General features: G+C 71.4%; 19 protein-coding genes and 2 rRNA genes. 1 reads left to right on the top strand and 20 read right to left on the bottom strand.

Features of this window, described 5'->3' with window-relative positions; translation table 11 throughout:
* Positions 1 to 69: 69 nt before the first annotated feature.
* From AB0M95_RS08485 to AB0M95_RS08570, 18 genes are all read right to left on the bottom strand, one after another.
* On the bottom strand, positions 70 to 249 hold the full coding sequence (locus AB0M95_RS08485) for a hypothetical protein (RefSeq protein ID WP_358511271.1): 180 nt from the start codon (positions 247 to 249) through the stop codon (positions 70 to 72).
* 50 nt (positions 250 to 299) lie between these two features.
* Positions 300 to 1,589 carry a glutamate-5-semialdehyde dehydrogenase gene (locus AB0M95_RS08490; protein WP_363761202.1) on the bottom strand — a complete coding sequence of 430 codons (1,290 nt, stop codon included), beginning with the start codon at positions 1,587 to 1,589 and terminating at the stop codon, positions 300 to 302.
* Positions 1,582 to 2,733: a glutamate 5-kinase gene (gene proB, locus AB0M95_RS08495; protein WP_363761204.1), complete on the bottom strand. Its 1,152-nt coding sequence runs from the start codon at positions 2,731 to 2,733 to the stop codon at positions 1,582 to 1,584. Before proB ends, AB0M95_RS08490 begins: the two co-directional genes overlap by 8 nt.
* Positions 2,734 to 2,818: 85 nt before the next feature.
* Positions 2,819 to 4,171: a GTPase ObgE gene (gene obgE / locus AB0M95_RS08500; RefSeq protein WP_363761206.1), complete on the bottom strand. Its 1,353-nt coding sequence runs from the start codon at positions 4,169 to 4,171 to the stop codon at positions 2,819 to 2,821.
* A gap of 217 nt (positions 4,172 to 4,388) precedes the next feature.
* Positions 4,389 to 4,646: a 50S ribosomal protein L27 gene (gene rpmA, locus AB0M95_RS08505; RefSeq protein ID WP_184979518.1), complete on the bottom strand. Its 258-nt coding sequence runs from the start codon at positions 4,644 to 4,646 to the stop codon at positions 4,389 to 4,391.
* Positions 4,647 to 4,658: 12 nt separating this feature from the next.
* Complete coding sequence (gene rplU / locus AB0M95_RS08510; RefSeq protein WP_114032603.1) at positions 4,659 to 4,973, bottom strand: 50S ribosomal protein L21; 315 nt, start codon at positions 4,971 to 4,973, stop codon at positions 4,659 to 4,661.
* A gap of 188 nt (positions 4,974 to 5,161) precedes the next feature.
* Positions 5,162 to 8,257 carry an Rne/Rng family ribonuclease gene (locus tag AB0M95_RS08515; RefSeq protein WP_363761209.1) on the bottom strand — a complete coding sequence of 1,032 codons (3,096 nt, stop codon included), beginning with the start codon at positions 8,255 to 8,257 and terminating at the stop codon, positions 5,162 to 5,164.
* Between the two features lie 173 nt (positions 8,258 to 8,430).
* Positions 8,431 to 9,237: a TIGR03936 family radical SAM-associated protein gene (locus AB0M95_RS08520; protein WP_363761211.1), complete on the bottom strand. Its 807-nt coding sequence runs from the start codon at positions 9,235 to 9,237 to the stop codon at positions 8,431 to 8,433.
* A gap of 233 nt (positions 9,238 to 9,470) precedes the next feature.
* Positions 9,471 to 11,393 (bottom strand): TIGR03960 family B12-binding radical SAM protein, encoded by a 1,923-nt coding sequence (locus AB0M95_RS08525; protein WP_363761213.1) that lies wholly within the window; start codon positions 11,391 to 11,393, stop codon positions 9,471 to 9,473.
* 55 nt (positions 11,394 to 11,448) lie between these two features.
* Positions 11,449 to 12,612, bottom strand: a complete 1,164-nt coding sequence (gene rodA, locus AB0M95_RS08530; RefSeq protein ID WP_363761215.1) for a rod shape-determining protein RodA — start codon at positions 12,610 to 12,612, stop codon at positions 11,449 to 11,451.
* The gene (gene mrdA, locus AB0M95_RS08535) at positions 12,609 to 14,657 is read right to left on the bottom strand and encodes a penicillin-binding protein 2 (RefSeq protein ID WP_363761217.1); all 2,049 of its coding nucleotides are present in this window, start codon (positions 14,655 to 14,657) and stop codon (positions 12,609 to 12,611) included. Before mrdA ends, rodA begins: the two co-directional genes overlap by 4 nt.
* The gene (gene mreD, locus AB0M95_RS08540; RefSeq protein ID WP_358511298.1) at positions 14,654 to 15,184 is read right to left on the bottom strand and encodes a rod shape-determining protein MreD; all 531 of its coding nucleotides are present in this window, start codon (positions 15,182 to 15,184) and stop codon (positions 14,654 to 14,656) included. The genes mrdA and mreD overlap by 4 nt, the downstream gene beginning before the upstream one ends.
* Positions 15,185 to 15,188: 4 nt before the next feature.
* Positions 15,189 to 16,457: a rod shape-determining protein MreC gene (gene mreC, locus AB0M95_RS08545; protein ID WP_363761219.1), complete on the bottom strand. Its 1,269-nt coding sequence runs from the start codon at positions 16,455 to 16,457 to the stop codon at positions 15,189 to 15,191.
* A gap of 40 nt (positions 16,458 to 16,497) precedes the next feature.
* Positions 16,498 to 17,529, bottom strand: coding sequence for a rod shape-determining protein (locus AB0M95_RS08550; RefSeq protein ID WP_358511303.1), 1,032 nt, complete (start codon positions 17,527 to 17,529; stop codon positions 16,498 to 16,500).
* A gap of 351 nt (positions 17,530 to 17,880) precedes the next feature.
* Positions 17,881 to 18,291 carry a nucleoside-diphosphate kinase gene (ndk, locus tag AB0M95_RS08555; protein ID WP_358511306.1) on the bottom strand — a complete coding sequence of 137 codons (411 nt, stop codon included), beginning with the start codon at positions 18,289 to 18,291 and terminating at the stop codon, positions 17,881 to 17,883.
* A gap of 72 nt (positions 18,292 to 18,363) precedes the next feature.
* Positions 18,364 to 20,028, bottom strand: coding sequence for a hypothetical protein (locus AB0M95_RS08560; RefSeq protein ID WP_363761221.1), 1,665 nt, complete (start codon positions 20,026 to 20,028; stop codon positions 18,364 to 18,366).
* 17 nt (positions 20,029 to 20,045) lie between these two features.
* Entirely contained in the window at positions 20,046 to 20,414 is a 369-nt protein-coding gene (locus AB0M95_RS08565; RefSeq protein WP_358511312.1) for a DUF4233 domain-containing protein, read from the bottom strand.
* Positions 20,411 to 21,733, bottom strand: coding sequence for a folylpolyglutamate synthase/dihydrofolate synthase family protein (locus AB0M95_RS08570; RefSeq protein ID WP_363761239.1), 1,323 nt, complete (start codon positions 21,731 to 21,733; stop codon positions 20,411 to 20,413). The genes AB0M95_RS08565 and AB0M95_RS08570 overlap by 4 nt, the downstream gene beginning before the upstream one ends.
* A 241-nt stretch (positions 21,734 to 21,974) precedes the next feature.
* Between AB0M95_RS08570 and AB0M95_RS08575 the strand changes: the two genes are divergently transcribed.
* Complete coding sequence (locus AB0M95_RS08575) at positions 21,975 to 23,210, top strand: hypothetical protein (RefSeq protein WP_363761223.1); 1,236 nt, start codon at positions 21,975 to 21,977, stop codon at positions 23,208 to 23,210.
* Between the two features lie 373 nt (positions 23,211 to 23,583).
* On the opposite strand, the gene rrf is transcribed toward AB0M95_RS08575, so the two are convergent.
* Positions 23,584 to 23,700, bottom strand: a 5S ribosomal RNA gene (rrf, locus tag AB0M95_RS08580).
* A 183-nt stretch (positions 23,701 to 23,883) separates the two neighbouring features.
* Positions 23,884 to 23,966, bottom strand: a 23S ribosomal RNA gene (locus AB0M95_RS08585); the annotation flags it as partial.

Raw genomic sequence — 23,966 nt, forward strand, 5'->3', positions numbered from 1 at the left:
CCACGGGTTTTTTCCGGACATGTGCGGACACGTACCGCATCCCACCCGTACCGGCCTGCCCCGGGAGGGCTACCGGGGGCGGGGTGGCTCCTCGAAAAGGCTGTCCAGGCGGGCGCTGGGGCTCGCGGACAGGGACTTCCTGCCCCGGCGCCGCCAGTTCACGTGCCCGCGCCGCTCCAGCCACAGCATCAGCCGGTCCGCCGCCACGACGACCGCCACGGCGTACCCGACGGCGAAGAGGAGTCCCATGAGACCAGTCAAGCGCCCCGAGACGCCGGACACGTGGAGCGACGCGCCGACTACTTACCGCCACCCGCGATGACGGTGCCGGCGGACGTGCGCAGGTGGCCCTCGCCGGTGTAGACCCACTTGGTCGAGGTCAGCTCGGGAAGGCCCATCGGCCCGCGGGCGTGGAGCTTCTGCGTGGAGATGCCGATCTCGGCCCCGAACCCGAACTCGCCGCCGTCGGTGAACCGGGTGGAGGCGTTCACCGCCACCGCCGCCGAGTCCACCAAGGAGACGAACCTGCGAGCCGCCCCCTGGGATCGGGTGACGATCGCGTCGGTGTGCGCCGAGCCGTACCGCCGGATGTGGGCGACGGCGTCCTCCAACGAGTCCACGACGGCGGCCGCGATGTCCAGCGAGAGGTACTCGTCCCGGTAGTCCTGGTCGCCCGCGGGCACGACCTCGTCGCCGTACGCCGCGACGCGCGCGTCCCCGTGCACGGTCACCCCCTCGGCGGCGAGCCGGGCCAGGGCGGCCGGGACGAACGCGTCGGCGACCGCGGCGTGCACCAGGAACGTCTCGGCCGCGTTGCACACCGACGGACGCTGGACCTTGGCGTTGACCAGGATCTCCAGGGCCAGGTCCAGATCGGCGTCGGCGTCGACGTAGACGTGGCAGTTGCCGACGCCCGTCTCGATCACCGGGACCGTGGACTCCTCGACCACCGCGTTGATCAGCGAGGCGCCACCGCGCGGGATCAGGACGTCGACCAGCCCGCGGGCGCGCATGAGGTGCTTGACCGACTCGCGGGTGGTGCCGGGCACGAGCCGCACGGCGTCGGCGGGCACCTCGGTTCCCTGCAGCGCCTCCCGCATGACCTCGACCAGGACCGTGTTGGAGCGGTAGGCGCTGGAGGAGCCGCGCAGCAGCACCGCGTTGCCGCTCTTGAGGCACAGCGCGGCGGCGTCGACCGTGACGTTGGGGCGGCCCTCGTAGATGATGCCGACGACGCCGAGCGGCACGCGGATCTGGCGCAGCTCCAGCCCGTTCGGCAGGGTGCCGCCCCGGACGACCTCGCCGACCGGGTCGGGCAGGTCGGCCACCTCGCGGACCGCCGCGGCGATGGACGCGATCCGCTTCTCGTCCAGGCGCAGCCGGTCGATCATCGTCTCGGCGGTGCCGGACGCGCGCGCGGCCTCGATGTCGAGCGCGTTGGCCTCGACGATCTCCCTGGCCCGGGCCACGAGCGCGTCGGCGATCGCCCGCAGCGCGGCGTCCTTGGGAGCGCGCGGCAGCGGCGCCAGCCCGGCGGCGGCCTCCCTGGCGGCGTGGGCGACCCTGATGAAGTCTTCTGCCTCAGACATGCCTCGCGCTCCTGCTCTCGGTGATGGGATCGAGTATGACGATGTCGTCGCGGTGGATCAGCTCGCGTTCGTACTCCGGGCCGAGGCTCGCGGCCAGTTCGCGCGTGGACCGGCCCAGCAGGTCGGGGATCTCCACCGCGTCGAAGTTCACCAGGCCCCGGGCCACGGGCGTGCCGTGCGGGCTGTACAGGTCGACGGGGTCGCCTGCGGTGAACTCACCCTCCACCAGTGTCACCCCGGCCGGCAGCAGGGACTTGCGCCGGCTCACCACGGCCTCGACGGCCCCGGCGTCCAGGTGCAGGCGGCCCCGGCCGGTGGTGGCGTGGGCCAGCCAGAGCAGGCGCGTGCCGGGGTGGCGGCCATCCGGCTGGAAGAACGTCCCGACGTCCCGTCCTGCCACGGCGTGGGCGGCGTGGGCGGCAGCGGTGAGGACGACCGGCACGCCCGCGCCGGTGGCGATGCGCGCGGCCTCCACCTTGGTGATCATGCCGCCGGTGCCGACCCGCCCGGACCGGCCGAGTTCGACGCCCTCCAGGTCCTCCGGCCCGCGCACCAAGGGGATGCGCCGGGCCCCCGGCTGGCGCGGGTCGCCGTCGTACAGGGCGTCCACGTCCGACAGCAGCACGAGCGCGTCGGCGTGGATCAGATGGGCCACCAGGGCGGCCAGGCGGTCGTTGTCGCCGAAGCGGATCTCGTCGGTGGCGACCGTGTCGTTCTCGTTAACGACCGGGACGATGCCGAGTTCCAGCAGGCGCGCCAGCGTGCGCTGGGCGTTGCGGTGGTGGGAGCGGCGCATCATGTCGTCGGCGGTGAGCAGGACCTGGCCGACGCGCAGGCCGTAGCGGGCGAAGGACGAAGTGTACCGGGCGACGAGCACGCCCTGCCCGACCGAGGCGGCGGCCTGCTGGGTCGCCAGGTCGCGGGGACGGGCGCTCAGCCCGAGCGGGCCGAGGCCCGCGGCGATGGCGCCGGAGGAGACCAGGATGATCTGCGTGCCCGTGCGCGCCCGGGCGGCCAGCACGTCCACCAGGGCGTCAACCCGGTCGACGTTGATCGTGCCGTCGGGGGTCGTCAGCGAGGACGAGCCGATCTTGACGACCAGACGTGCCGCGGCGGCGACCCGCTCCCGACCCGCGTTGTCCACTTCACACCTTTCCTGCCACTGCCCTGCCGCGACGGTGCTCACCGGCGCGGCCTCGCCTCGCCTCCGGCCGGTCGCCGGAGGCCGTCTACCCGATGCGGTTGTCCGTTCCCCGCGGGCCCTGGTGGGCCGCGGCGGCGTCCAGGGTGGGATGCCAGTCGAAGATGTAGCCGCCCTCCATCGGCCCGATCACGACCTCGGCGCCCTCGGTGGCCCCGGCCTCGGCCAGCGCCTTCTCGATGCCGAGCCGCTCCAGCCGGTCGGCGAGGTATCCCACGGCCTCGTCGTTGGAGAAGTCGGTCTGGCGGATCCAGCGCTCGGGCTTCTCGCCGGTGACCTGGAAGGTGTGCTCGTCGACCCGGCGGACCTCGAACCCGGTCTCGCCGTACTGCCTGGGCCGGATGACCAGCCGCGTCGGTTCCTCGACGGGCTTGGCGGCGCGGGCGGCGGCCACCATCTCGGCCATGGCGAACGACAGCTCGCGCAGGCCCTCGTGGGTGGCCGCGGAGATCGTGAATACGCGCAGCCCGCGCTCCTCCAGCATCGGGCGCACCATCTCGGCGAGGTCGCGTGCGTCGGGCACGTCGGTCTTGTTCAGCACGGCCAGGCGCGGGCGGTCGTCCAGCTCGCCGTAGGCCGCCAGCTCGCCCTCGATGACCTGAAAGTCGGTCAGCGGGTCGCGTCCCGGCTCGATCGTCGCGCAGTCGAGCACGTGGACGATCGTCGAGCACCGCTCGACGTGGCGCAGGAACTCGTGGCCCAGCCCGCGGCCCTGCGAGGCGCCCGGGATCAGGCCCGGGACGTCGGCGACGGTGAACACCGTCTCGCCCGCGGTCACGACGCCGAGGTTGGGGACGAGCGTGGTGAACGGGTAGTCGGCGATCTTGGGACGGGCGGCGCTCAGCGCGGCGATCAGGGAGGACTTGCCCGCGTTCGGGTACCCGACCAGCGCGACGTCCGCGACGGTCTTCAGCTCCAGGACGACCTCGCGGTCGTCGCCGTCCTCGCCGAGCAGCGCGAACCCGGGGGCCTTGCGCTTGGTGGAGGCCAGCGCGGCGTTGCCGAGCCCTCCGAAGCCGCCCTGGGCGACGACGTAGCGGGTGCCGGCGCCGACCAGGTCGACCAGCACCTCGCCGGTCTTGGCGTCCTTCACCACCGTGCCGTTGGGGACCTTCAGCACGACGTCCTCGCCGGTGGCGCCGTCGCGGTTGGAGCCCATGCCCTGCTTGCCGTTGCCGGCCTTGCGGTGGGGGCGGTGGTGGTAGTCGAGCAGGGTGGAGGTGCTGGAGTCGACCTCCAGGATCACGTCGCCCCCGCGGCCGCCGTTGCCGCCGTCGGGGCCGCCGAGCGGCTTGAACTTCTCGCGGTGGATCGACGCGCAGCCGTTGCCCCCGTCACCTGCCTTGACGTACAGGACCACCTGGTCCACGAACTCGGCCACCGTCACTCCCTCTCATCGGCGTGTCCTCGCGGCGCACGCCGCCGCTCCGCCGCGCTCGGCGGGCGCCCCCTCGTGGCGTCGCACTGATATGCGCGCCCTCACGACGATGAGGCGGATCGAGAAGTCGATCCGCCTCATCAACGCGACTGCCGGCCCTCGCCGCCGCGCCCCACGCGCGGCCTGAGGGCCGTGTTCAGTGTCGTTCCCGGTAGGCGGATTACTCCGCGGCCGGGACGATGCTCACAGCGCGGCGCCCGCGCTTGTTGCCGAACTGCACGTGGCCCGCGACGAGCGCGAACAGCGTGTCGTCGCCACCACGGCCGACGTTGTCACCCGGGTGGAAGTGGGTGCCGCGCTGGCGGACGATGATCTCGCCGGCGTTGACGAGCTGGCCACCGAAACGCTTGACGCCGAGCCGCTGGGCGTTGGAGTCACGGCCGTTCCGGGTGGACGAGGCGCCCTTCTTGTGTGCCATGGTTCGCTACCACTACTTCCCGGGGTTGATGGCGGTCACCTTCACCTGGGTGTACCGCTGGCGGTGACCCTGGCGCTTCTTGTAACCGGTCTTGTTCTTGTACTTGAGGATGCGGATCTTGGGGCCCTTGGTCTCCCCGAGAATCTCGGCGGTCACCTCGAACTTGCCAAGCGTGGCAGCGTCTGTGGTGACATCGCCGTCGTTGACGACGAGCACCGGCGACAGCGACACCGTGGAGCCGACCTCACCGGCGACCTTGTCCACCTCGAGGACGTCACCGACGGAGACCTTCTGCTGCCTGCCGCCGCAACGAACGATCGCGTACACCGCGGAACCCTTCTCCTGGCTGATTGCTTCGCTGAACGCTGCGCCGCTTGCATCCAGCTCCCGTCGATAACACGACCGGCGAACCGAGTAGGCGCGCGTAGCTGGGCGCGCCACCGGACGCACCGATTGACCAGGATACCGGATCGTAGGTGTCTTGGTCGAACCGGACGGTACGCCGGGTCGCCGGCCTATTCGGCCGGCCCTGCCGGTCTGGTGACCTTACGTGAGCGGCGACGCCCCCGTGCGGACGGCTGGGAACCGCCCTCGTCGGAGCCGCCGAGCACGTCGGTCACGCTGTCGCGGACGACCACGCCGTTGGCGACGACCGCGGCCCCGCCGTTCTTGAGGATCTTGTCGGCTTCGGTCTTGGCCTTGTCCAGCTTCTCGGCCACGGCCTTCTCGATCGCCATCTTGCCCTGCGTGCCCCGCGGCTCGGGCTTGGCCTCGACCGGCTCGGTCGAGACGATCAGCCCGCGCCCGTTGCAGCAGTCACACGGCGTGGAGAACGCCTCCAGCAGGCCCTGGCCGACCCGCTTGCGGGTCATCTGCACCAGCCCCAGCGAGGTGACCTCGGCCACCTGGTGCTTGGTGCGGTCGCGGGCCAGGCACTCCAGCATGCGCCGCAGCACCAGGTCGCGGTTGCTCTCCAGCACCATGTCGATGAAGTCGATGACGATGATGCCGCCGATGTCCCGCAGCCTGAGCTGGCGGACGATCTCCTCGGCCGCCTCCAGGTTGTTCTTGGTGACGGTCTCCTCGAGGTTCCCGCCCTGGCCGGTGAACTTGCCGGTGTTGACGTCGACGACCGTCATCGCCTCGGTGCGGTCGATCACCAGGGAGCCGCCGCTCGGCAGCCACACCTTGCGCTCCATCGCCTTGGCGATCTGCTCGTCGACGCGGTAGGCGGCGAACACGTCGCCGTCCTCCCACTTGGTCAGGCGGTCGGCCAGGTGCGGCGCGACGTACCGGACGTACTCGTCCACCGTGCCCCAGGCCTCGTCGCCGGCGACCACCAGCGAGGAGAAGTCCTCGTTGAAGACGTCGCGGACCACGCGGATGGTGAGGTCCGGCTCGGAGTACAGCAGCTCGGGCGGGCTCGCCGACTTGGCCTTGCGCTGGATGTTCTCCCACTGCGCCGACAAGCGCGCGACGTCGCGGTTCAGCTCGTCCTCGGACGCGCCCTCGGCCGCCGTCCTGACGATCACACCGGCGTTCTCCGGCATGACCTTCTTCAGGATGGTCTTGAGCCGGGTGCGCTCCTTGTCGGGGAGCTTGCGGCTGATGCCGGTCATCGAACCGTCCGGCACGTACACCAGGTAGCGGCCGGGCAGGCTGATCTGGCTGGTCAGGCGCGCGCCCTTGTGCCCCATCGGGTCCTTGGTGACCTGCACGAGCACCGACTGGCCCGACTTCAGCGCCGCCTCGATGCGCTTGGGCTGGCCCTCCAGCCCGGCGGTGTCGAAGTTGACCTCGCCGGCGTACAGGACGGCGTTGCGGCCCTTGCCGACGTCGATGAACGCGGCCTCCATCGACGGCAGGACGTTCTGGACCTTGCCCAGGTAGACGTTGCCGACGTAGGACTGGCTGGACTCGCGGTCGACGTAGTGCTCGACCAGCACGCCGTCCTCGAGCACCGCGATCTGGGTGCGCCCGCCCTGGCGGCGGACGACCATGACGCGCTCGACGGACTCACGGCGCGCCAGGAACTCCGACTCGGTGATCACCGGCGGGCGGCGGCGCCCCTGCTCGCGACCCTCGCGGCGGCGCTGCTTCTTGGCCTCCAGGCGCGTGGAGCCGCGGAAGCCCTGCACCTCGTCCACCGAGGTGGAGCGGCCGGCGCGGGGGGCGCGGATGCGCACCACGGTGTTCGGCGGGTCGTCGGAGGTCGCCTCGGCGTCGTCCCCGCCCCTGCGGCGACGGCGCCGGCGGCGGCGCGAGGACGAACCGGCCTCCTCGTCGTCGAGGTCGGCGTCCCTGTCACGGGAGCCGTCGCGGGAGCCGCGCGACGCCTCGGCGTCGGCGTCCTGCTCGGCCTGCTCGTCCGCCACGGCACGCGCCTCGTCGTCGAGGTCGTCGACGTCCTCGGTCTCGTCGTGCTCGTCGCGCACCCTGCCCCGGCCACGGCCGCCCCTGCGGCGGCGACGGCGGCGGCCACCGGCCTCGTCGTCACTGTCGTCATCGTCGGCGGCGGTCTCGGCGGAGTCCTCGGCCTCTTCGGGCTGCTCGTCGGCGGGCTCAGGACGCTGCTGCAGCGGGAGCACGACGGGCGGGACGGCGGCGCGGGGCTCGGGCGCCTGGAAGATCGGCTGGAACACCGCGGCAGGCGCCTGGAAGGAGACGGCGGGGGCCGCGAGGCGCGCCTCGGCCATCGCGCTCAGCCCGAACGGGTCGGCGAACAGCGACCTTTGGACCCCGGGCTCCTCGACGTCCTTCTCCGCGGCGTCGTCGGCATTGTCCGCGGTCTCGTCGGCGGTGTCCTGGAGGGTGTCCACGTCCTCGCCCACGGGCTCGTCGTCCAGCGGCTCGTCCACGGGCATCGACTCGGCGAGCGCCGCGGCGACCTCGGCCTTGGCGGCCTTCTCGACGCTGGATCGCTCCGCCTGGACCTCGGGGAACTCGGGCGGGACCGGCGCGTCGGCGGCCTTGCGCACGCGGCGGCGGCGCGGCGGCGCTACCACGGCCTCGGCGGCCTGGACGGCTTCGGCGACGCCCGGGAGCGGCTCGGACACGGCGGGCGCGACCGGCTCGGCCGGGGCAGCGGCCTCCGTGCCGGCCTCGGGCTGGGCCGGGGCGGCGGCCTCGGGCTGGGCCGGGGCGGCGGCCTCGGGCTGGGCCGGGGCGGCGGCCTCGGGCTGGGCCGGGGCGGCGGCCTCGGCGGTCTTCCTGGTGGCCCGCGTGCGCGTGGGCCGCGCGGGCGCCGCGGGGGCGTCGGCTTCGGCGGTCTCGGCGAGGCCGGGGACCTCCGCGCCTTCGGCGGCTTCCACCGCGTCCTGGGCCGCTTCCTTCGCGGCCTTGGCCCTGGACGCCCGGGCGGGCTTGGCGGGAGCCTCGGCGCCGTCGGCATCCTTGGCGACCGCGCGCCGGGTGCGGGTGCGCTTGACGGGCGCCTCGGCCACGACGGGCTCGGACGCCTCCGCGACACCGGCCTCCACCTGGGACGACGCCGGGGCGACGGGCGCGGGCTCCGCGACGACCGCGGCCTGCGCGGCGCTCACCGAGGCGGCCGGAAGCTCCGGTTCCTCCGGCGGCGGGCCGGCCGGGCGGCTCGCCGCACGGCGGCGCACCGGCTTCGTTTCTTGCTGTGCTGTTATATCCCCGTCAGGGCCGAAGGCCCCGACAACGGGCTCGTTGTCGAGCATGCGGGCGTTCTCCCGTCAGCTCCCGGGCGCGTCTCCGCGCCGCGCGGGAGCTCTCGTCTCTCGCTGTGCGCCAGGCCGCGCGGCCCGGCGCCAAGTCCTTATTGGTGGTCACCAACGTGCCGCACAGCCGGTCCCGGCTCGCCGCCGCGCGTGTCGCGGTCCAGGTCGAGCGGGTCGGCCGTTGCACCGGTGCGCGCGTCGAGCGGACCCTGCGCCAGCCTGGTCACCGTGGGGGGTGACGGCGGCGCGAAGGCGGCCACTAGACGCAGACCCGTGAGCACGTCGTCCGGTCGGACGGCGGGCGTAACGTGCCGTACAACCATACGAAGTATCGCACATGGCGGGCCGGGCTCCCGGTCCGCCGTTTCCGCCGTTCCTTCGCGAGCCCTCCACGCGGCCGCGTCGTCGGGGCTTTCGGCCGTCAGCGTGACGACGGCCTCGCGCGCGTCGAAGCGGCGCGGGCCCTTCTTGGTCAGGCGCTCGACCTCCACGCGCTCGGCCGCCATGAACCGCTCGGCGGCGTCCTTCACCTCCGCCGGCTTCGCACCGGGCAGGCGGACCTCCCAGAGCGAGCCCTGCAGCCGGTCGGCCAGACTGCCGCCGCCCGCCTCCACGACGTCCAGGACATCGAGGCCGGGCGGCAGCGACGCGTCGAGATCGGCGCGCAGGCGGTCCGGCTCGCAGGCCGTGACGACGCCGATCTCCAGATATTCGGCCTCGCTGGCCACCCCGGTGGGGGCGGCTCCCGCGTAGGAGATCTTCGGATGGGGGGTGAATCCCGCGCTGAAGCCGACGGGAACGCCGGCCCTGCGCACCGCTCGTTCGATGGCGCGCGAGATGTCTCGGTGGCTGGTGAACCGCAGGCGGCCACGCTTGGCGTAGCGCACGCGAAGGCGCTGCACCACCGGCGCGGGCGGGGGCCCATCAGGAACGGGGTTCTTCAGCTAAGTCATCCTTCCCGTGTCGATCCGTGTCGTTCGCGAGGCCGTCTTCCCAGGATATGGGCCCGGTGACCCTGCCCTGTCGCGGCTCGTACGGCTCTCGTACCGCTAGAGGCTAGACCACCGGGGCCCGTCGGCGTACCCGACGACCCCCATGGTGCAACGGTTACGGCCGGTATTTGCTTCCATTCGGTGGGTCAGACGACCGTCAGCGGGAGCAGTTTCCTGCCGGTGGGGCCGATCTGGATCTCGGTGCCCATGGTCGGGCAGACGCCGCAGTCGTAGCAGGGAGTCCACCGGCAGTCCTCGACCTCGGTCTCGGTGACGGCGTCCTGCCAGTCCTGCCAGAGCCATTCGCGGTCGAGGCCGGCGTCAAGGTGGTCCCACGGGAGCACCTCGACCTCGTCGCGCTCGCGCGTGGTGTACCAGGCGACGTCGACGGGGTGGCCGTCGAACGCGCGCTCGGCGCAGGACATCCAGCGGTCGAAGGAGAAATGCTCGCTCCAGCCGTCGAACCGGCCGCCGGCCTCCCAGACCGCCCTGACCACCGCGCCGACCCGGCGGTCGCCCCGCGACAGCAGGCCCTCGACGATCGACGGCTGCCCGTCGTGGTAGCGGTAGCCGATGGCCTTGCCGTACTCCTTGTCGGAGCGCAGCGCGTCCCGCAGCTGCCTGAGCCGGTTGTCGACCGTCTCGTGGTCGCACTGCGCGGCCCACTGGAACGGGGTGTGCGGCTTGGGAACGAAGCCGCCGATCGAGACCGTGCAGCGGATGTCACGGGAACCGGCGGCCTCACGCCCGGCCTTGATGACCTTCTTGGCGAGGTCGGCGATGCCGAGGACGTCCTCGTCGGTCTCGGTGGGCAGCCCGCACATGAAGTACAGCTTCACCTGCCGCCACCCCTGGCCGTAGGCCGTGGTGACGGTGCGGATCAGATCTTCCTCTGTGACCATCTTGTTGATCACCTTGCGCATGCGCTCGGACCCGCCTTCGGGCGCGAACGTCAGGCCGGAGCGGCGGCCGTTGCGCGAGAACTCGTTGGCCAGGTCGATGTTGAACGCGTCGACCCGGGTCGAGGGCAGGGACAGGCCCGTGTTGGTGCCCTCGTAGCGGTCGGCCAGGCCCTTGGCGACCTCGGCGATCTCGGAGTGGTCGGCGCTGGACAGCGAGAGCAGGCCGACCTCGTTGAAGCCGGACTCCTTCAGGCCGACCTCGACCATGTCGCCGATCGTCGTGATCGACCGCTCGCGGACCGGGCGGGTGATCATGCCGGCCTGGCAGAACCGGCAGCCGCGCGTGCAGCCGCGGAAGATCTCGACGCTGAAGCGCTCGTGGACCGTCTCGGCCAGCGGCACCAGCGGCTTCTTCGGGTAGGGCCACTCGTCCAGGTCCATGACGGTGTGCTTCTGCACCCGCCAAGGCACCCCGGAGCGATTCGGCGCGACCCGCTTGATGCGGCCGTCCGGGTGGTACTCGACGTCGTAGAACTTCGGCACGTACACGCCGCCGGTCGAGGCCAGGCGCATGAGCAGCTCGTCACGCCCGCCGGGGCGGCCCTCGGCCTTCCACTCGCGGACGACCTCGGAGATCGCGATGGAGATCTGCTCGCCGTCGCCGAGCACCGCGGCGTCGAGGAAGTCGGCGATCGGCTCGGGGTTGAACGCGGCGTGCCCGCCCGCCAGGACCACCGGGTCGTCCTCGCCGCGGTCGGCCGCCACCAGCGGGATGCCGGCCAGGTCGAGGGCGGTGAGCAGGTTGGTGTAGCCCAGCTCGGTGGAGAACGACACGCCGAACACGTCGAACGCGCGCACCGGCCGGTGGGCGTCGACCGTGAACTGCGGCACGCCGTGCTCGCGCATCAGCGCCTCGAGATCGGGCCAGACGGCGTAGGTGCGCTCCGCCAGTGTCTCGGGCAGCTCGTTGAGGATCTCGTAGAGGATCTGGACGCCCTGGTTGGGCAGCCCGACCTCGTAGGCGTCCGGGTACATCAGCGCCCAGCGGACGGTCGCCTCGTCCCAGTCCTTGACGGTCGAATTCAGCTCACCCCCCACATACTGGATCGGCTTCTGCACGCGCGGCAGAAGCGGTTCCAGACGGGGGAACAGCGATTCGACAGACATGCGTCCAAGGGTAGTAGCTGCCCGCCGGGGCTCGCGCCAGCGCGTCCGAGGACGGTCAGAACGCCCGCTCGCGGATGTGGACGGCCTGGAGCAGCCCGAGGGCGATCATGTTGGCGAACGTCGCCGTCCCTCCATAGGAGACGAAGGGCAGCGGCACCCCGGTGATCGGCATGATGCCGATCGTCATGCCGACGTTGACGAACGTCTGGAAGGCGAACCAGCAGACGATGCCGCCGACCACGAGCGCGCCGAAGCGGTCGTCGCACTGGCGGGCGATGCGCAGCCCGCGCAGCAGCACCACACCCAGCAGCGCCACGACGGTGATCGAGCCGAGGAAGCCGAACTCCTCCCCCACGACGGTGAAGATGAAGTCGGTGTGCTGCTCGGGGACGAACCGGCCCGTGGTCTGCCCTCCGTGGAACAGCCCCTTGCCGAACAACTCGCCCGAACCGATCGCGATCAGCGCCTGGGTGCTGTTGTACCCGGCGCCGCGTGGGTCGTTGGCCGGGTCGATGAACGCCGTGAACCGGGCCACCTGGTACGGCTTGAGCAGGCCGAACAGCCACACGGCCGCGGCCCCGGCCAGGGCGATGACGCCCAGCCCGACGATGTACCGCTTGCGCAGCCCCGCGAAGATCATGGACGAGGCGGTGATCACGGCGAGCACCATCGTGGTGCCGAAGTCGGGCTGGAGCATGACCAGGCCCATGGCGATGGCGGCGGCCGTCATCGCGAGCAGCAGATCCAGCGGGCGTGGACGGTCGGTGCCGGGGGCGGGCTCGGCCAGCAGCGCGCTGAGCATGAGGATCAGCGCGGGCTTGGCCAGCTCCGACGGCTGCACGGCGAACCCGCCGCCGAGGAGGATCCACGAGTGGGAGCCGTTGATCGTGGAGCCGAGCGGGGTGATGACCGCGAGCAGCCCGAGCAGGGACACGCCGTACACCGCCGGCGCGTAGATGCGCAGGGTGCGCTGGTCGGCGAGGGCCGCGATGCCGCACAGCACCCAGCCGATGACCAGGTTGAGGATGTGCTTCTTGACCATGCCGGTCGGCGCGCCCACCGCCCAGGTGCGCGTCGAGGACCACACCAGCAGCGTGCCGATGACCGACAGCGCCATGACGGCGACGAGCAGCACCCCGTCGACCCGCCACACCGCCGACTGGGCCCCCATGGCCCGCTGGACCAGGGAGCGGCTGCGCGGCACGAGCGCCTGGTTCACTGCACCACCGTCCCGTCTCGCCTGATCGACGGGAGCCGCTCGACGGGCTTGCCCCCGGGCAGGGCGGCCGGGCCCTTGATGCCGTAGATGCCCTCCCAGATCTCCCGCGCCGCCGGGGCCGCGGCCATGGCGCCCTGGCCTCCCTGCGAGACCGTGACGACGACCACGAACCGGGGATCGGCCGCCGGCCCGAAGGAGGCGAACCAAGAGGTGTCCTCCTTGCCGTACACCTCGGCCGTACCCGTCTTTCCGCCGATCTTCACCACGTTCATCGGGAACCCGCCGAAGGCGCCCGCGGCCGTGCCGTCGGAGGTCACCTCGCTCAGCGCGGCGCGAATGTAGTCGCGCGTACCCTTGTCAACGGGAAGCTTGCCGGTCACCGGCGCCTTGATCTCCTGGACGTGGGTGCCGTCGGGCCGGACGATCGCCTTGGCGATGCGCGGGCTGCGCAGCTTGCCGTCCCCCACCAGGGCGGCGTACGCGGCGGCGAGCTGCAGCGGCGTCACCAGCACGTCACCCTGGCCGATCGACAGGTTGGCTGCCTCCGCGGCCTTCCAGTCCATGCCTTCCACGCAGTTCTCGTGGGCGAGCCTTTTGAGGTAGGCGGCGCGGCTCGGGTTCTTCTTCTCCACCTCGGGATAGCCGTTCTTGGCCCGCAGGCAGCTCAGGTGGTGGGTGGCGTCCCACATCTTCTTCTTCCAGGCGCGGCCGGGGATCCGCCCCGGCACCTCGCCCGGGAGGTCGATGCCGGTCTTCCTGCCGAACCCGAACGCCTTGGCGGTGTTGGTCATCGGCTCCTTGGGATGCGGCACGGGCTTGAGGCCGCCGTCCCGCTGCCACATCTCGTACGCAGCCTTGTAGAAGATGGTGTCGCAGGACTTCACCAGCGCCATGTGAAGATCGAGCACGCCGAGGCCGATGCCGCGGAAGTTGTGGAACGCGGTGCCGGCGACGTCGTAGACCCCGGGGCAGTCGTACTTGCCGTGCAGCGGGTAGCCGTCCCTGATCATCGCCGACACCGACGAGACCTTGAACGTCGAACCGGGCGCGTACTGGCCGTGGGTGGCGCGGGAGATCAGCGGCAGGCCCGCCTTCTCCGACAGCAGCCGCTGGTACTCCTTCTCGGAGATGCCTCCCGCCCAGACGGACGGGTCATAGGTGGGCATGCTGCCGATCGCGATCACCCCGCCCGTCCTGACGTCCAGGACCACCGCGGCGGCGCCGTCGGCCTTGGGGGCGTTCTTCATCGCGGTCGCCAGCGCGTGGTCCACGACCTTCTGCACATTGGCGTCCATGTTGGTGATCAGGATGTCGCCGGGCACCGGCGCGGTCTGACGCTCGACGCCGAGCACCTTGCCCATGCGGTCCACCTGGACCCGGCGCAGGCCGGGCGTCCCGCGCAGCGCCTCGTCGTAGACGTACTCCAGGCCGTCTCTGCCGACCAGGTCGACGCCGGAGAAGTTCGCCTTGAGGGTGGAGCGCTTCTTCAGCTCCTCCTCGGTGACCGGCTGCAGATAGCCGAGCGTCTGCGACGCGCCCGAGCCGAGCGGGTAATCGCGCACGGCCTGCACCTCGGCCGTCACGCCGGGGAACTCCTCCTGGCGCTCCAGGATCTGCAGGGCCTGCCGGGTGGAGACGTCGTCGTCGATCGGGATCTGCGAGTACAGGGAGCCCGGCCAGCAGGGACGCGTCACGTGCGGCCCACAGGGACGGATGCGCTCGCGCAGTTCCTTGGCCGTACGACCGAGCACCACCGCGAGCCGCTTGAGCACGCCCGCGCCTCCGCCCGGCATACGCTCCAACTCGGCGCGGTCCACCGAGACCACCAGCGAGGCGCGGTTGCGCACCAGGGGACGCCCGGAGGCGTCGTAGATCTGCCCCCGCACGGCCGGGACGATCACGTCGCGCGTGCGGGTCTCGGTCGCCGCCGCCACGAACTGCTGCCCACGCACCACCTGCACCTGCCACAACCGCACCGTCAGGACGGCGAGCAGCGTCACGACGAGGAACTGGAGCACCACCAACCTGGCGCGGACCCGGATCACACGTGCCTCCGAACCGGATAGGCGCCCGTCGGGACGGCCTCACGCCTGCGGCGACGCCCGGAGAACCGCGAGACCACCCAGAACACCAGCGCCGCCACCGCCAGGTTGTACATGACCAGGGACGGCCACAGGCTCAGCACCCCGCGCCAGTCGGCCCGGGGGTCCCCGAGCAACCCGCCCACCCCGGCCGTCAGCAGCGGCGCGAGCATCACCGCGACGATCACCGTGACCGCCGACGCGCCCGGCGCCCGCTCGGCGGCCCGGCCGACGGTGTACCCCACCAGGCAGAACACCAGCGCGTACTGGCCCATGACGTGGGCGGCGGGCGGCAGCAGGTCGGTGACCAGCCCCGTGGCGAAACCCGTCGCGGCGCCGGCGACCGGGCCGCGTGCCAGGGCGAACATCACCACGCCGAGCAGCACCAGGTCAGGGGCGCCACCGCCGGGCAGGGGAAGGCGGTTCACGATCGTCACCTGCGTGATCATGATGAGGCCCGCGAGCAGCACCGCCGTGATCCCTCGGAGCACCGCCTCAAGTCCTTCCGCCGGATCGGTCCCGCCTGTGGTCGCCCGGACGGCCGTCCCGCCTCTCACGCGCCTGCGGGTGCGGGTGCGCCGGCCGCCGCGGGCCCGCGTGCGCCTTACGCCGCTCCGGAGCCCGCTGGTGACGCGCGTGCGCGCGGGCCGCGCCCGGCCGCCGCTGGGCCTCCTCGCCCTGCTGGTCGCGCCGGTCTCGTCCCCGCTCGCGACCGCGCTCATCAGGCTCATCACGCTCCTGGCGCCGTTCACGCCCCTCACGGCCTTCACGCCCCTCGCGGTTTTCGCGGTTTTCGCGCGCCGTGGCCGAGGGCGACGGCGAGACGGGCGGCGCGGAAGAAGGCTCGGCGGCCGGAGGCGCGGGCTTGGCGGGCGCGCGGACCTGGTTCTTCGGCGGCGGCGGCAGCATCGCGTCCCGCGGGTCGCGCTGCGGGGCCTTCACGACCACCCCGACCACGTCCAGCGACGCGAAGTCGACGAACGGCCTGGCGTACGCCACCCTCGTGAGCTCGCCCGGGGTGGGTTCCACGCGCTGGATCACGCCGACCGGCACCCCCGGCACGTACGGCACCCCGCGCTCGGAGCCGAAGCTGACGATGCGGCGCCCGACGGCCAGAGGACCCGCCGAATCGAGCAGCCGGAAGCGGATGAGACGGCTCTCGGCCACCCGGCCGAGCCCCGTGACCACGCCGACCTCGTTGCCGCCCTCCATGCGCGCCCCCGCCGTCGAGGCCGGGTCGGTCAGCAGCACCACCGTGGAGGTGCCGGGGCTCGTGTGGACCACCCGGCCCACCAGCCCGTCGCCGTTCAGGACGGTCATCTCCGGCCGCACGCCGTCGCCCGACCCGGCGTCGATCTCGACGGCCTCCTCGAACCCGGGGACGCCGCGCCGCGCGATCACCTGGGCGGCCACCACGTGGTACCCGCCGAGGCCCGACAGACCCAGCATCTTGGTGAGCTGCGCCGAACGCTGCCGGTCGAGGGTCTGGGCGGTGAGCTCCTGCCGCAGCCGGGCGTTCTCCGCCCGGACCGCCGCGATCTGCCGCTTGTACTCACCGGCGGAGGCGAAGGTGTCGACGAAGTCGCCCACGGGCCGCACCACGCTCGTCCCGGCCTTCTCCGCCACGCCGAACAACGACGCGGCGGCGCCGCGCACCGGCTCGAACAGCGAATCGTCGCGCTGCCGGTGGTCGATCGTGATCAGGACGAGCGCCGCGGCCAGCAGCAGGCCAAGGATCAACCGCGCGCGGCGGGTATCCCTCATCAGTGTCTCGGCTCCATCGGTGTCTCGGTCGGCGTCTCGGTCAGTGTCTGGGTTCCGGCACCAGCACCTGTTGCAGGACCTCGAACTCCTCGACGCACTTGCCGGAGCCGAGCGCCACCGAGTCGAGGGCGTTCTCGACCAGATGGATCGGCATGCCGGTCTCGTCGCGCAGGCGGTCGTCCATGCCCTTGAGCAGCGCGCCGCCGCCGGTGAGGGCGACGCCGCGGTCCATCAGGTCACCGGAGAGCTCCGGCGGGCACTTGTCCAGCGTCGACTTGACCGCGTCGATGATCGACTTGAGCGGCTCCTCGGTGGCCTTGCGGATCTCGTCGGCCGACACCACGATCGTCTTGGGCAGCCCGGTGACCAGGTCGCGGCCGCGGATCTCGGCGTGGCAGTCGTCCCCGACCGGGCAGGCCGAGCCGATCGCGATCTTGATCTCCTCGGCGGTGCGCTCCCCGAGCATCAGGGAGTACTCCTTCTTGGCGAACGCGATGATCGCCTGATCCAGCTCGTCGCCGCCCACGCGGATCGACTGGCTCGTCACGATGCCGCCCATCGAGATGATCGCCACCTCGGTCGTGCCGCCGCCGATGTCGACGACCATGTTGCCGGTGGGCTCGTGGACGGGCAGCCGGGCGCCGATCGCCGCCGCCATGGGCTCCTCGATGATGTACACCCGGCGCGCGCCGGCCTGGTAGCCGGCCTCCTTGACCGCCCGCTGCTCGACGCCGGTGATCCCGCTCGGGACGGCGACGATGATGCGCGGCTTGGCGAAATGACTGCGTTTGTGCACCCGTTGGATGAAATAGCGGAGCATGCGCTCCGTCACGTCGAAGTCGGCGATCACACCGTCCTTCAGCGGACGTATCGCCACGATGTTCCCGGGCGTCCGGCCAATCATCCTCTTGGCCTCGATGCCCACTGCCACGATCTTGCCGGTGGTCGTGTTGATCGCCACCACCGACGGCTCGTTGAGCACGATGCCGCGCCCGCGCACGTACACCAACGTGTTGGCCGTGCCCAGGTCGACGGCCATGTCACGGCCGAGGAATGCCAGCTTGCTGCCCATGGGGAAGGAAACCTTCCTACAGGTGTTCGCGAGAGATTACGATTCGCATTCGAATCGTAACGTGACGTACCCACTCTCGAAGGCAACGAGCCGCCCGGCTCGGGAAAATCTTGTCGCAGCCGTCGGCCGCCACCCTGACGACCTGCGGAAACGTCCCGCACAGCCCATCTCGCCACGCGCGTCGCACGGGCCGGGCGCGCGGATCGGCGCCCGCCTCACCACAGGCTCGGAAACCGCGCCTCGCGCCCGGAATTCACCGATCGGCCGGCACGCACGACGGGCCCCGGCGCGTCGTGTGCGCCGGGGCCCGTCTCACCCCGGCCCTCATCGGGGCCAGGCCACGTTCATCGCTCAGAAACGGTCGGGGAAGAAAAGCTTGACCTCGCGCGCGGCCGACTCAGGCGAGTCGGAGCCGTGCACGACGTTCTCGCCGATCTCCAGGGCGTGGTCGCCGCGGATCGTGCCGGGAGCGGACTTCACCGGGTCGGTGGCGCCCGCGAGCGCCCGGAACGCCTCGACCGCGCGCGGGCCCTCCAGGACGAGCGCCACGAGCGGCCCCGAGGTGATGAACTCGACGAGCTCGCCGAAGAAGGGCTTCTCCGCGTGCTCGGCGTAGTGCGCCTTGGCCGTCTCGGCGTCGAGCGTGCGAAGGTCCATGGCCACGACCTTGAGGCCCTTGCGCTCCACGCGGGCGATCACGTCCCCGATGAGGCCGCGGCGGACACCATCGGGCTTGATCAGGACAAGCGTGCGCTCGGACACGGAAATCTCCTTCGTTGTGAGCCGCCGGGCGCCATCACGGAACGGCCGGCGAAAGGGGAAGCTGTCCGCAGCTTACCGGGCGTCGGTGCCCTCCCCGTTCCCGTCCGTCCCGGCCCCGGCCTCGGGAGATCGGGTCGGGGCGGGCACCACCGGGATCATCACCGTCCCCGGATCACGACCCGGATCGTCGTCCGGCCGCGCCACGCTCCCCTCGGCCGTCGGCGCCGGGTCCTCCGCCGCCCCCCACGCGCCGTCATCAGACGAAACGGGAGGAAGGGCGTCCATGGCGCGCTCGGCCGTACGGGTCGCCAGCACGGCGCCCAGCACCAGGATGATGACGACGGCGAAGCCCGCGACCAGCGCCCACAGGTGCAGCGCCCCGACGAAACCGTCCACCATCGCCTGCGAGGTCACCTGCCCCGACATGCTGACCGCGCGCAGCCGCTCCACCTGGACTCCCGTACCGAGCAGGAAGCCGCTGAGGACCGCCGGGAAGCACAAGGACAGGCCGAACAGCGCCCCGGACAGGCTCACCCCCCGGACCGCCGACACGACCGCCACGGCGGCGCCCCCCGCCATCAGCGAGAACGGCACGAGCAGCGGCATGCCCGAGGCCGTGGGGGCCAGCAGCCGGATCACGCACAACCCGACCACCATGGTCACCAGGCCCGCGCCGACCAGCCTGGGGAGCTGCGCCTCGCCCAGCCTGCCCGCCGCCAGCGCGACGGCGAACGTCAGCAGCGCCGCCAGCCCGAACGGAACCCATAGCCCCGACAGACCCGGGCCGCCCAGGCCGCCCAGTTCGACGTACGTCAACTGGGCGGCGGTCGGGAGGACGACCAGGCCGACGGCGATCATCACCAGCGCGACCACCCGCCCGCCGGCCCCTTCCACCCGGCCGGCGAACGCCGACGCCAGCAGCGCCACCACCGCGACCGCCGCCACGACGACGATCAGCCCCGGAGGCCAGCCGAACGTCGAGCCGAAGGCCAGGACCGCGATGCCCGCCGAGGGCCCGGCCGTGCAGGCCAACCGCCTGCCCCCGCCGGCGGCGGAGGCGCGCGACGCGCCGTCCCCGGCGGCCGGGACCCCCGCCTGTGGAGCCTCGGCGTCCCTGGTCAGCCGGGTGACCGTGAAGTACGCCGCCGCCAGGAGCAGCGCGACGCCCGTCAGCAGCGGGTACGGCTGGAGCGTCACCCGCCACGACGTGACCTGGTCGAGCGGCCACAGGGCCAGCGCCTGCGCCGCCAGGAACGCCACCGCCAGGGACGCCGCCCAGATCGGCAGCAGGACGCCGCGGGCCGGGCCCGGACGTTCCCGGCACGCGGCGAACGTCGCCGGGACGAGCACGCCGGCCGCGATGCCGTGCAGAACCCGCAGAACCCCGACGCCGAACGTGGAAGCCGCGAAACCGCCCGCGACATCGGCCACGGCGAGCAGCCCCAGCCCCGCGACCAGGACCGGCGCGGGCGCGAACCGTCCGAGGGCCGCCGCGGTGAGCGGCACCGCACAGAGCATCACCGGCAGGGCGAGCCCATGGGCCCTTAAGATGCCGACCCCCGCGATGTCCGGAGGCAGCAGGGCGGACACCACCGAGATGGTGTTCGGAATGGCCACGATCGCCAGCGGAAGAGCGAGCGTGGTGAGCAGCCCGACGATCACGTCGAGCAGCAGGGGGAGACGATTGACCCGGCCGAGGACCGTGAGGCCCGTGGCCTGGATTGGGGGGACGGCCATACCGGCCGACTTTAGCGCTAAGTCACGCCCTCGACACGTCGAGCGACGAAGATTGCCGTGATCCACAGTACGGCGAAGATCACGCCGAGGAAGAACATCAACGGGACGAGAAAGCCGGTCGCGATGGCCAGCACCTGCACCACGCTGCCCGCGATGTACGCGAAGGGCCGTTTCAGCAGCCCGGCGACCACCACGCACACCACCGCGAGCCCCACGCCCACCGTGACGGCCAAGGCCGGGGCGACCTTGTTGATCACGATGGCGACGGGCGTCACCAGCGCGAGGACGATCGCCTCCATGCCGAGCACGCTCGCGCCGAGGCGCCGCATCCCGGGAGTGACGGTGAAGCCACGCCGAGGGCGGGCGTCCGGCCGTTCCGCGGTCACCTGTCGGCCTTCAGCAGAGTGCGGGCATCGCCCACGGTCACGACGGAACCGGTGATCAGCACCCCGGAGCCGAGCTCATCGCCCTGGTCAGCGAGGCCCATCGCCATGTCGATGGCGTCGTCCAGCCGCTCGGCCACGTGGACGCGCTCGGCACCGAACGGACCCTCCGCCCGTTCGGCCAGCTCAGCCGCGTCCATGGACCTCGGCGAGGAGTTCCGCGTCACCACCAGCTCCTCCACGATCGGCTCCAGCAGTTCGAGGATCGTGTCGACGTCCTTGTCCCCCATCACCGCGACCACCGCGATCAGGCGGGTGAACCCGAACGCCTCGGTGACCGCCTCGACCGTCGCCTCCATGCCGCCGGGATTGTGCGCCGCGTCCACGATCACCGTCGGGCCGCGCCGCAGGACCTCGAGGCGACCCGGGCTGGACACCTCGGCGAACGCCTGCCGCACGAGCTCGTCGCCGAGCGGCTCGTCACCGGCCGTCAGCGCCTCCACGGCGGCCAGCGCGAGCGCGGCGTTGCCGGCCTGGTGGGCTCCGTACAGCGGGAGGAAGACGTCCTCGTACACGCCCTTGAGGCCCTTGAGCTGGAGAAGCTGGCCGCCCATGGCCAGCTCGCGGTGCAGGACGCCGAACTCCAGGCCCTCGCGCGCCACCGTGGCACCGGCCTCCGCCGCGCGCCTCACGAGGACCTCGGCGGCCGGCAGGGGCTGCTGAGCCAGCACGGCCGTCGCGCCGGGCTTGATGATGCCCGCCTTCTCGCCCGCGATCGTCTCGACGTCGGGCCCCAGGTACTCGGTGTGGTCCAGCGAGATCGGCGTGATCACCGCGACCGTGCCGTCCGCGACGTTGGTGGCGTCCCACGTGCCGCCCAGGCCGGTCTCGATCACGGCTACGTCCACCGGCGCGTCCGCGAACGCGGCGTACGCCATCGCCGTGAGCACCTCGAAGAAGCTGAGCCGACCGGCCTTGGCGTCGACGATCTCCAGGTACGGCTCCAGCTCGCGGTAGACCTCGATGAAGCGCTCCTCGGACAGAGGGACGCCGTCGACGCAGATGCGCTCGCGCATCTGCGAGAGCTCGGGGCTGGTGTACCGGCCGGTCCGCAGGTTCCTGGCGCGCAGCAGCGCGTCGATCATGCGGGCCGTGCTCGACTTGCCGTTGGTGCCGGCGATGTGGACCACCGGGTACATCTTCTGCGGATGCCCGAGGATGTCGGCCAGACTCGCGATGCGATCCAGCGTCGGATCGATTTCCCATTCAACGCCGCGCCCGCGGATCGCGGCTTCGACGACGCGGATCTCCTGCCCTGACATCACATCGTCAGCTTAGCCGTGCCCACCACCGCCACTCCCCGATACCCACCACCCACCCGATACAGGCAGAGGGGCCTCCCGCTAACTGCCGGCAGGGGATACACGGCACGTGGCGGCGTAATGCCTCCCCGGACACCACCCTTGAGGATCTTGAGGGGCGAGGGCCGACGGGCGCTACCAGCAGGGCGACCGCAGGCACACCGGCACGATCCGGACATTGACCCGGCAATACAATCTTCCCGTGAGCTCGGACGACGTGTTCTTCGCCGAATGGCGGTCCCGCGGCGGCGGTGAGCGCCGCAGCCTCGCCCGGGCCCGTCATCTGCTCGACCTGGTCGGCTGCCCGGAGGCGAGCGCTCCCGTCCTCATCGTCGTCGGGTCCAAGGGCAAGGGCACCGCGGCGACGTACGCGTCGGCCTACTTCGCCGCCGCCGGCCTCAAGGTCGTCTCCGTCACCAGCCCCGCGCTCCGTACCAACCGCGAACGCATCAGGGTGAACGGCGCCGCCATCTCGGACGCCAAGCTGAGGGCCCTCGCCGCGCAGATCTCCAAGGGCTTGCGCGGCATGCCGGACCGCGAAGCCCTCCCCGGGTACCTCTCACCCGCCGGGCTGTTCACCATCGCCGGCGTCATGCACGCGCGGGACGTGGGCGCCGACGTCATGGTGCTCGAAGCCGGCATGGGCGGCGAATCCGACGAGGTGTCGCTGTTCCCTCCGCACACGGTCGCGATGACCGAGATCTTCGGCGAACACCTCGGAGTCCTCGGCGACACCCCCGCGGAGATCGCCCGCGAAAAGGCCTCCGTCACGTCCGAACGGACCCGCGCCGTCCTCTCACTGCCACAACAGCCACCCGTCCAGGACGCGATCAACACGGTAGTCCGTTCCCGCGCCCACCTTGATGCAGAGATCCTGAACACCGACTCAGGCACGCCACCCGCGAGCATCCTCCCGCCGTCTTATGGCCGGTGGAACGCCGCCCTCGGCTGCGCGGCCGCCGCCCGGACACTGTCACTGCTGGGCGAGGACCAGCCCAGCCCTCAGAGGCTGCACGAGGTGCTCGAGTCGGTGCGCCTTCCGGGACGCCTGTCCTTCCACACGCTGCCCGAGAGCGGCACCGAGCTGTGCGTCGATTCCGCCATCAACCGAGCGGGCGTCGCCACGGCCCTGAAGATGGTCCGCGAACGCTGGCCCGACATCGACCACGTCCTGCTGTGCCTCCCGGACCACAAGGACGTCCAAGGAGTCGTGACCGAACTCGACGGCCTCCCCGTCACCTTCGTACGCCTCGCACTCCCGCATCTCCGCTTCGACAGCCCCCTCCCAGCAGGCTGGACGGTCATCGACGAAGACGCCCTGACCCGCCGCCTCCTCACTGAAGCCGGAGAACACGTCCTGGCCCTGGGAACCGTCTACTTCACCGGCAAAATCCTCAACACCATAGACGCCCCCACCGAACAACTGTTCACCCCATAACCAGCAGCGCGCCCCCACATCGACGCAATCCGCAACGAGACCACGGTTACCGACCGAACCACCACACCGGGCCCCTACACGGGCGCGGCGGAGAGGGGCGGTTGAGCGCGGGGACACGGACAGCACCCGGGGCCGGGCAAGCAAAAAGCCGGGCCCCAGAGGGGAGACAACCCCCTCCAGAACCCGGCCGGCACCACCCCAGCACACACGAAAAAACCTGACCAACCCAGCAAACAGAACCCGGCAACCGGGCCACCAGATCGAACACACACGGATCGAACACAAACAGGCACGGGAAGCACAGAAAACACCCCGAAAACGCAGGAGGGCCACCCGAAACCTCGGGTGGCCCTCCTACATCAATCAAAAAATTGTCCGGCGGTGTCCTACTCTCCCACACCGTCCCCGGTGCAGTACCATCGGCGCTGGAAAGCTTAACTTCCGGGTTCGGAATGTAACCGGGTGTTTCCCTTCCGCTAAAACCGCCGTAACCCCTCGAGCGGCAAACCGAGCGCACCAACCCCAACCCCTAAAACCCCAGGGTCAAGATCATGCGGGTCTCAGGTTTGCTGTCTCTGAGATCACACAGTGGACGCGAGCACACCAACACACACGCAACAACCTGCCACAACACTGCCACAGCAGCCTGCCGACCACGCATTGGAATCGCTTTATGGTCAAGTCCTCGGCCTATTAGTACCGGTCAGCTCCACACCTTACAATGCTTCCACACCCGGCCTATCAACCCAGTCATCA

The organism is Sphaerisporangium sp. NPDC051017, from assembly GCF_040683095.1.
Taxonomy (GTDB): domain Bacteria; phylum Actinomycetota; class Actinomycetes; order Streptosporangiales; family Streptosporangiaceae; genus Sphaerisporangium.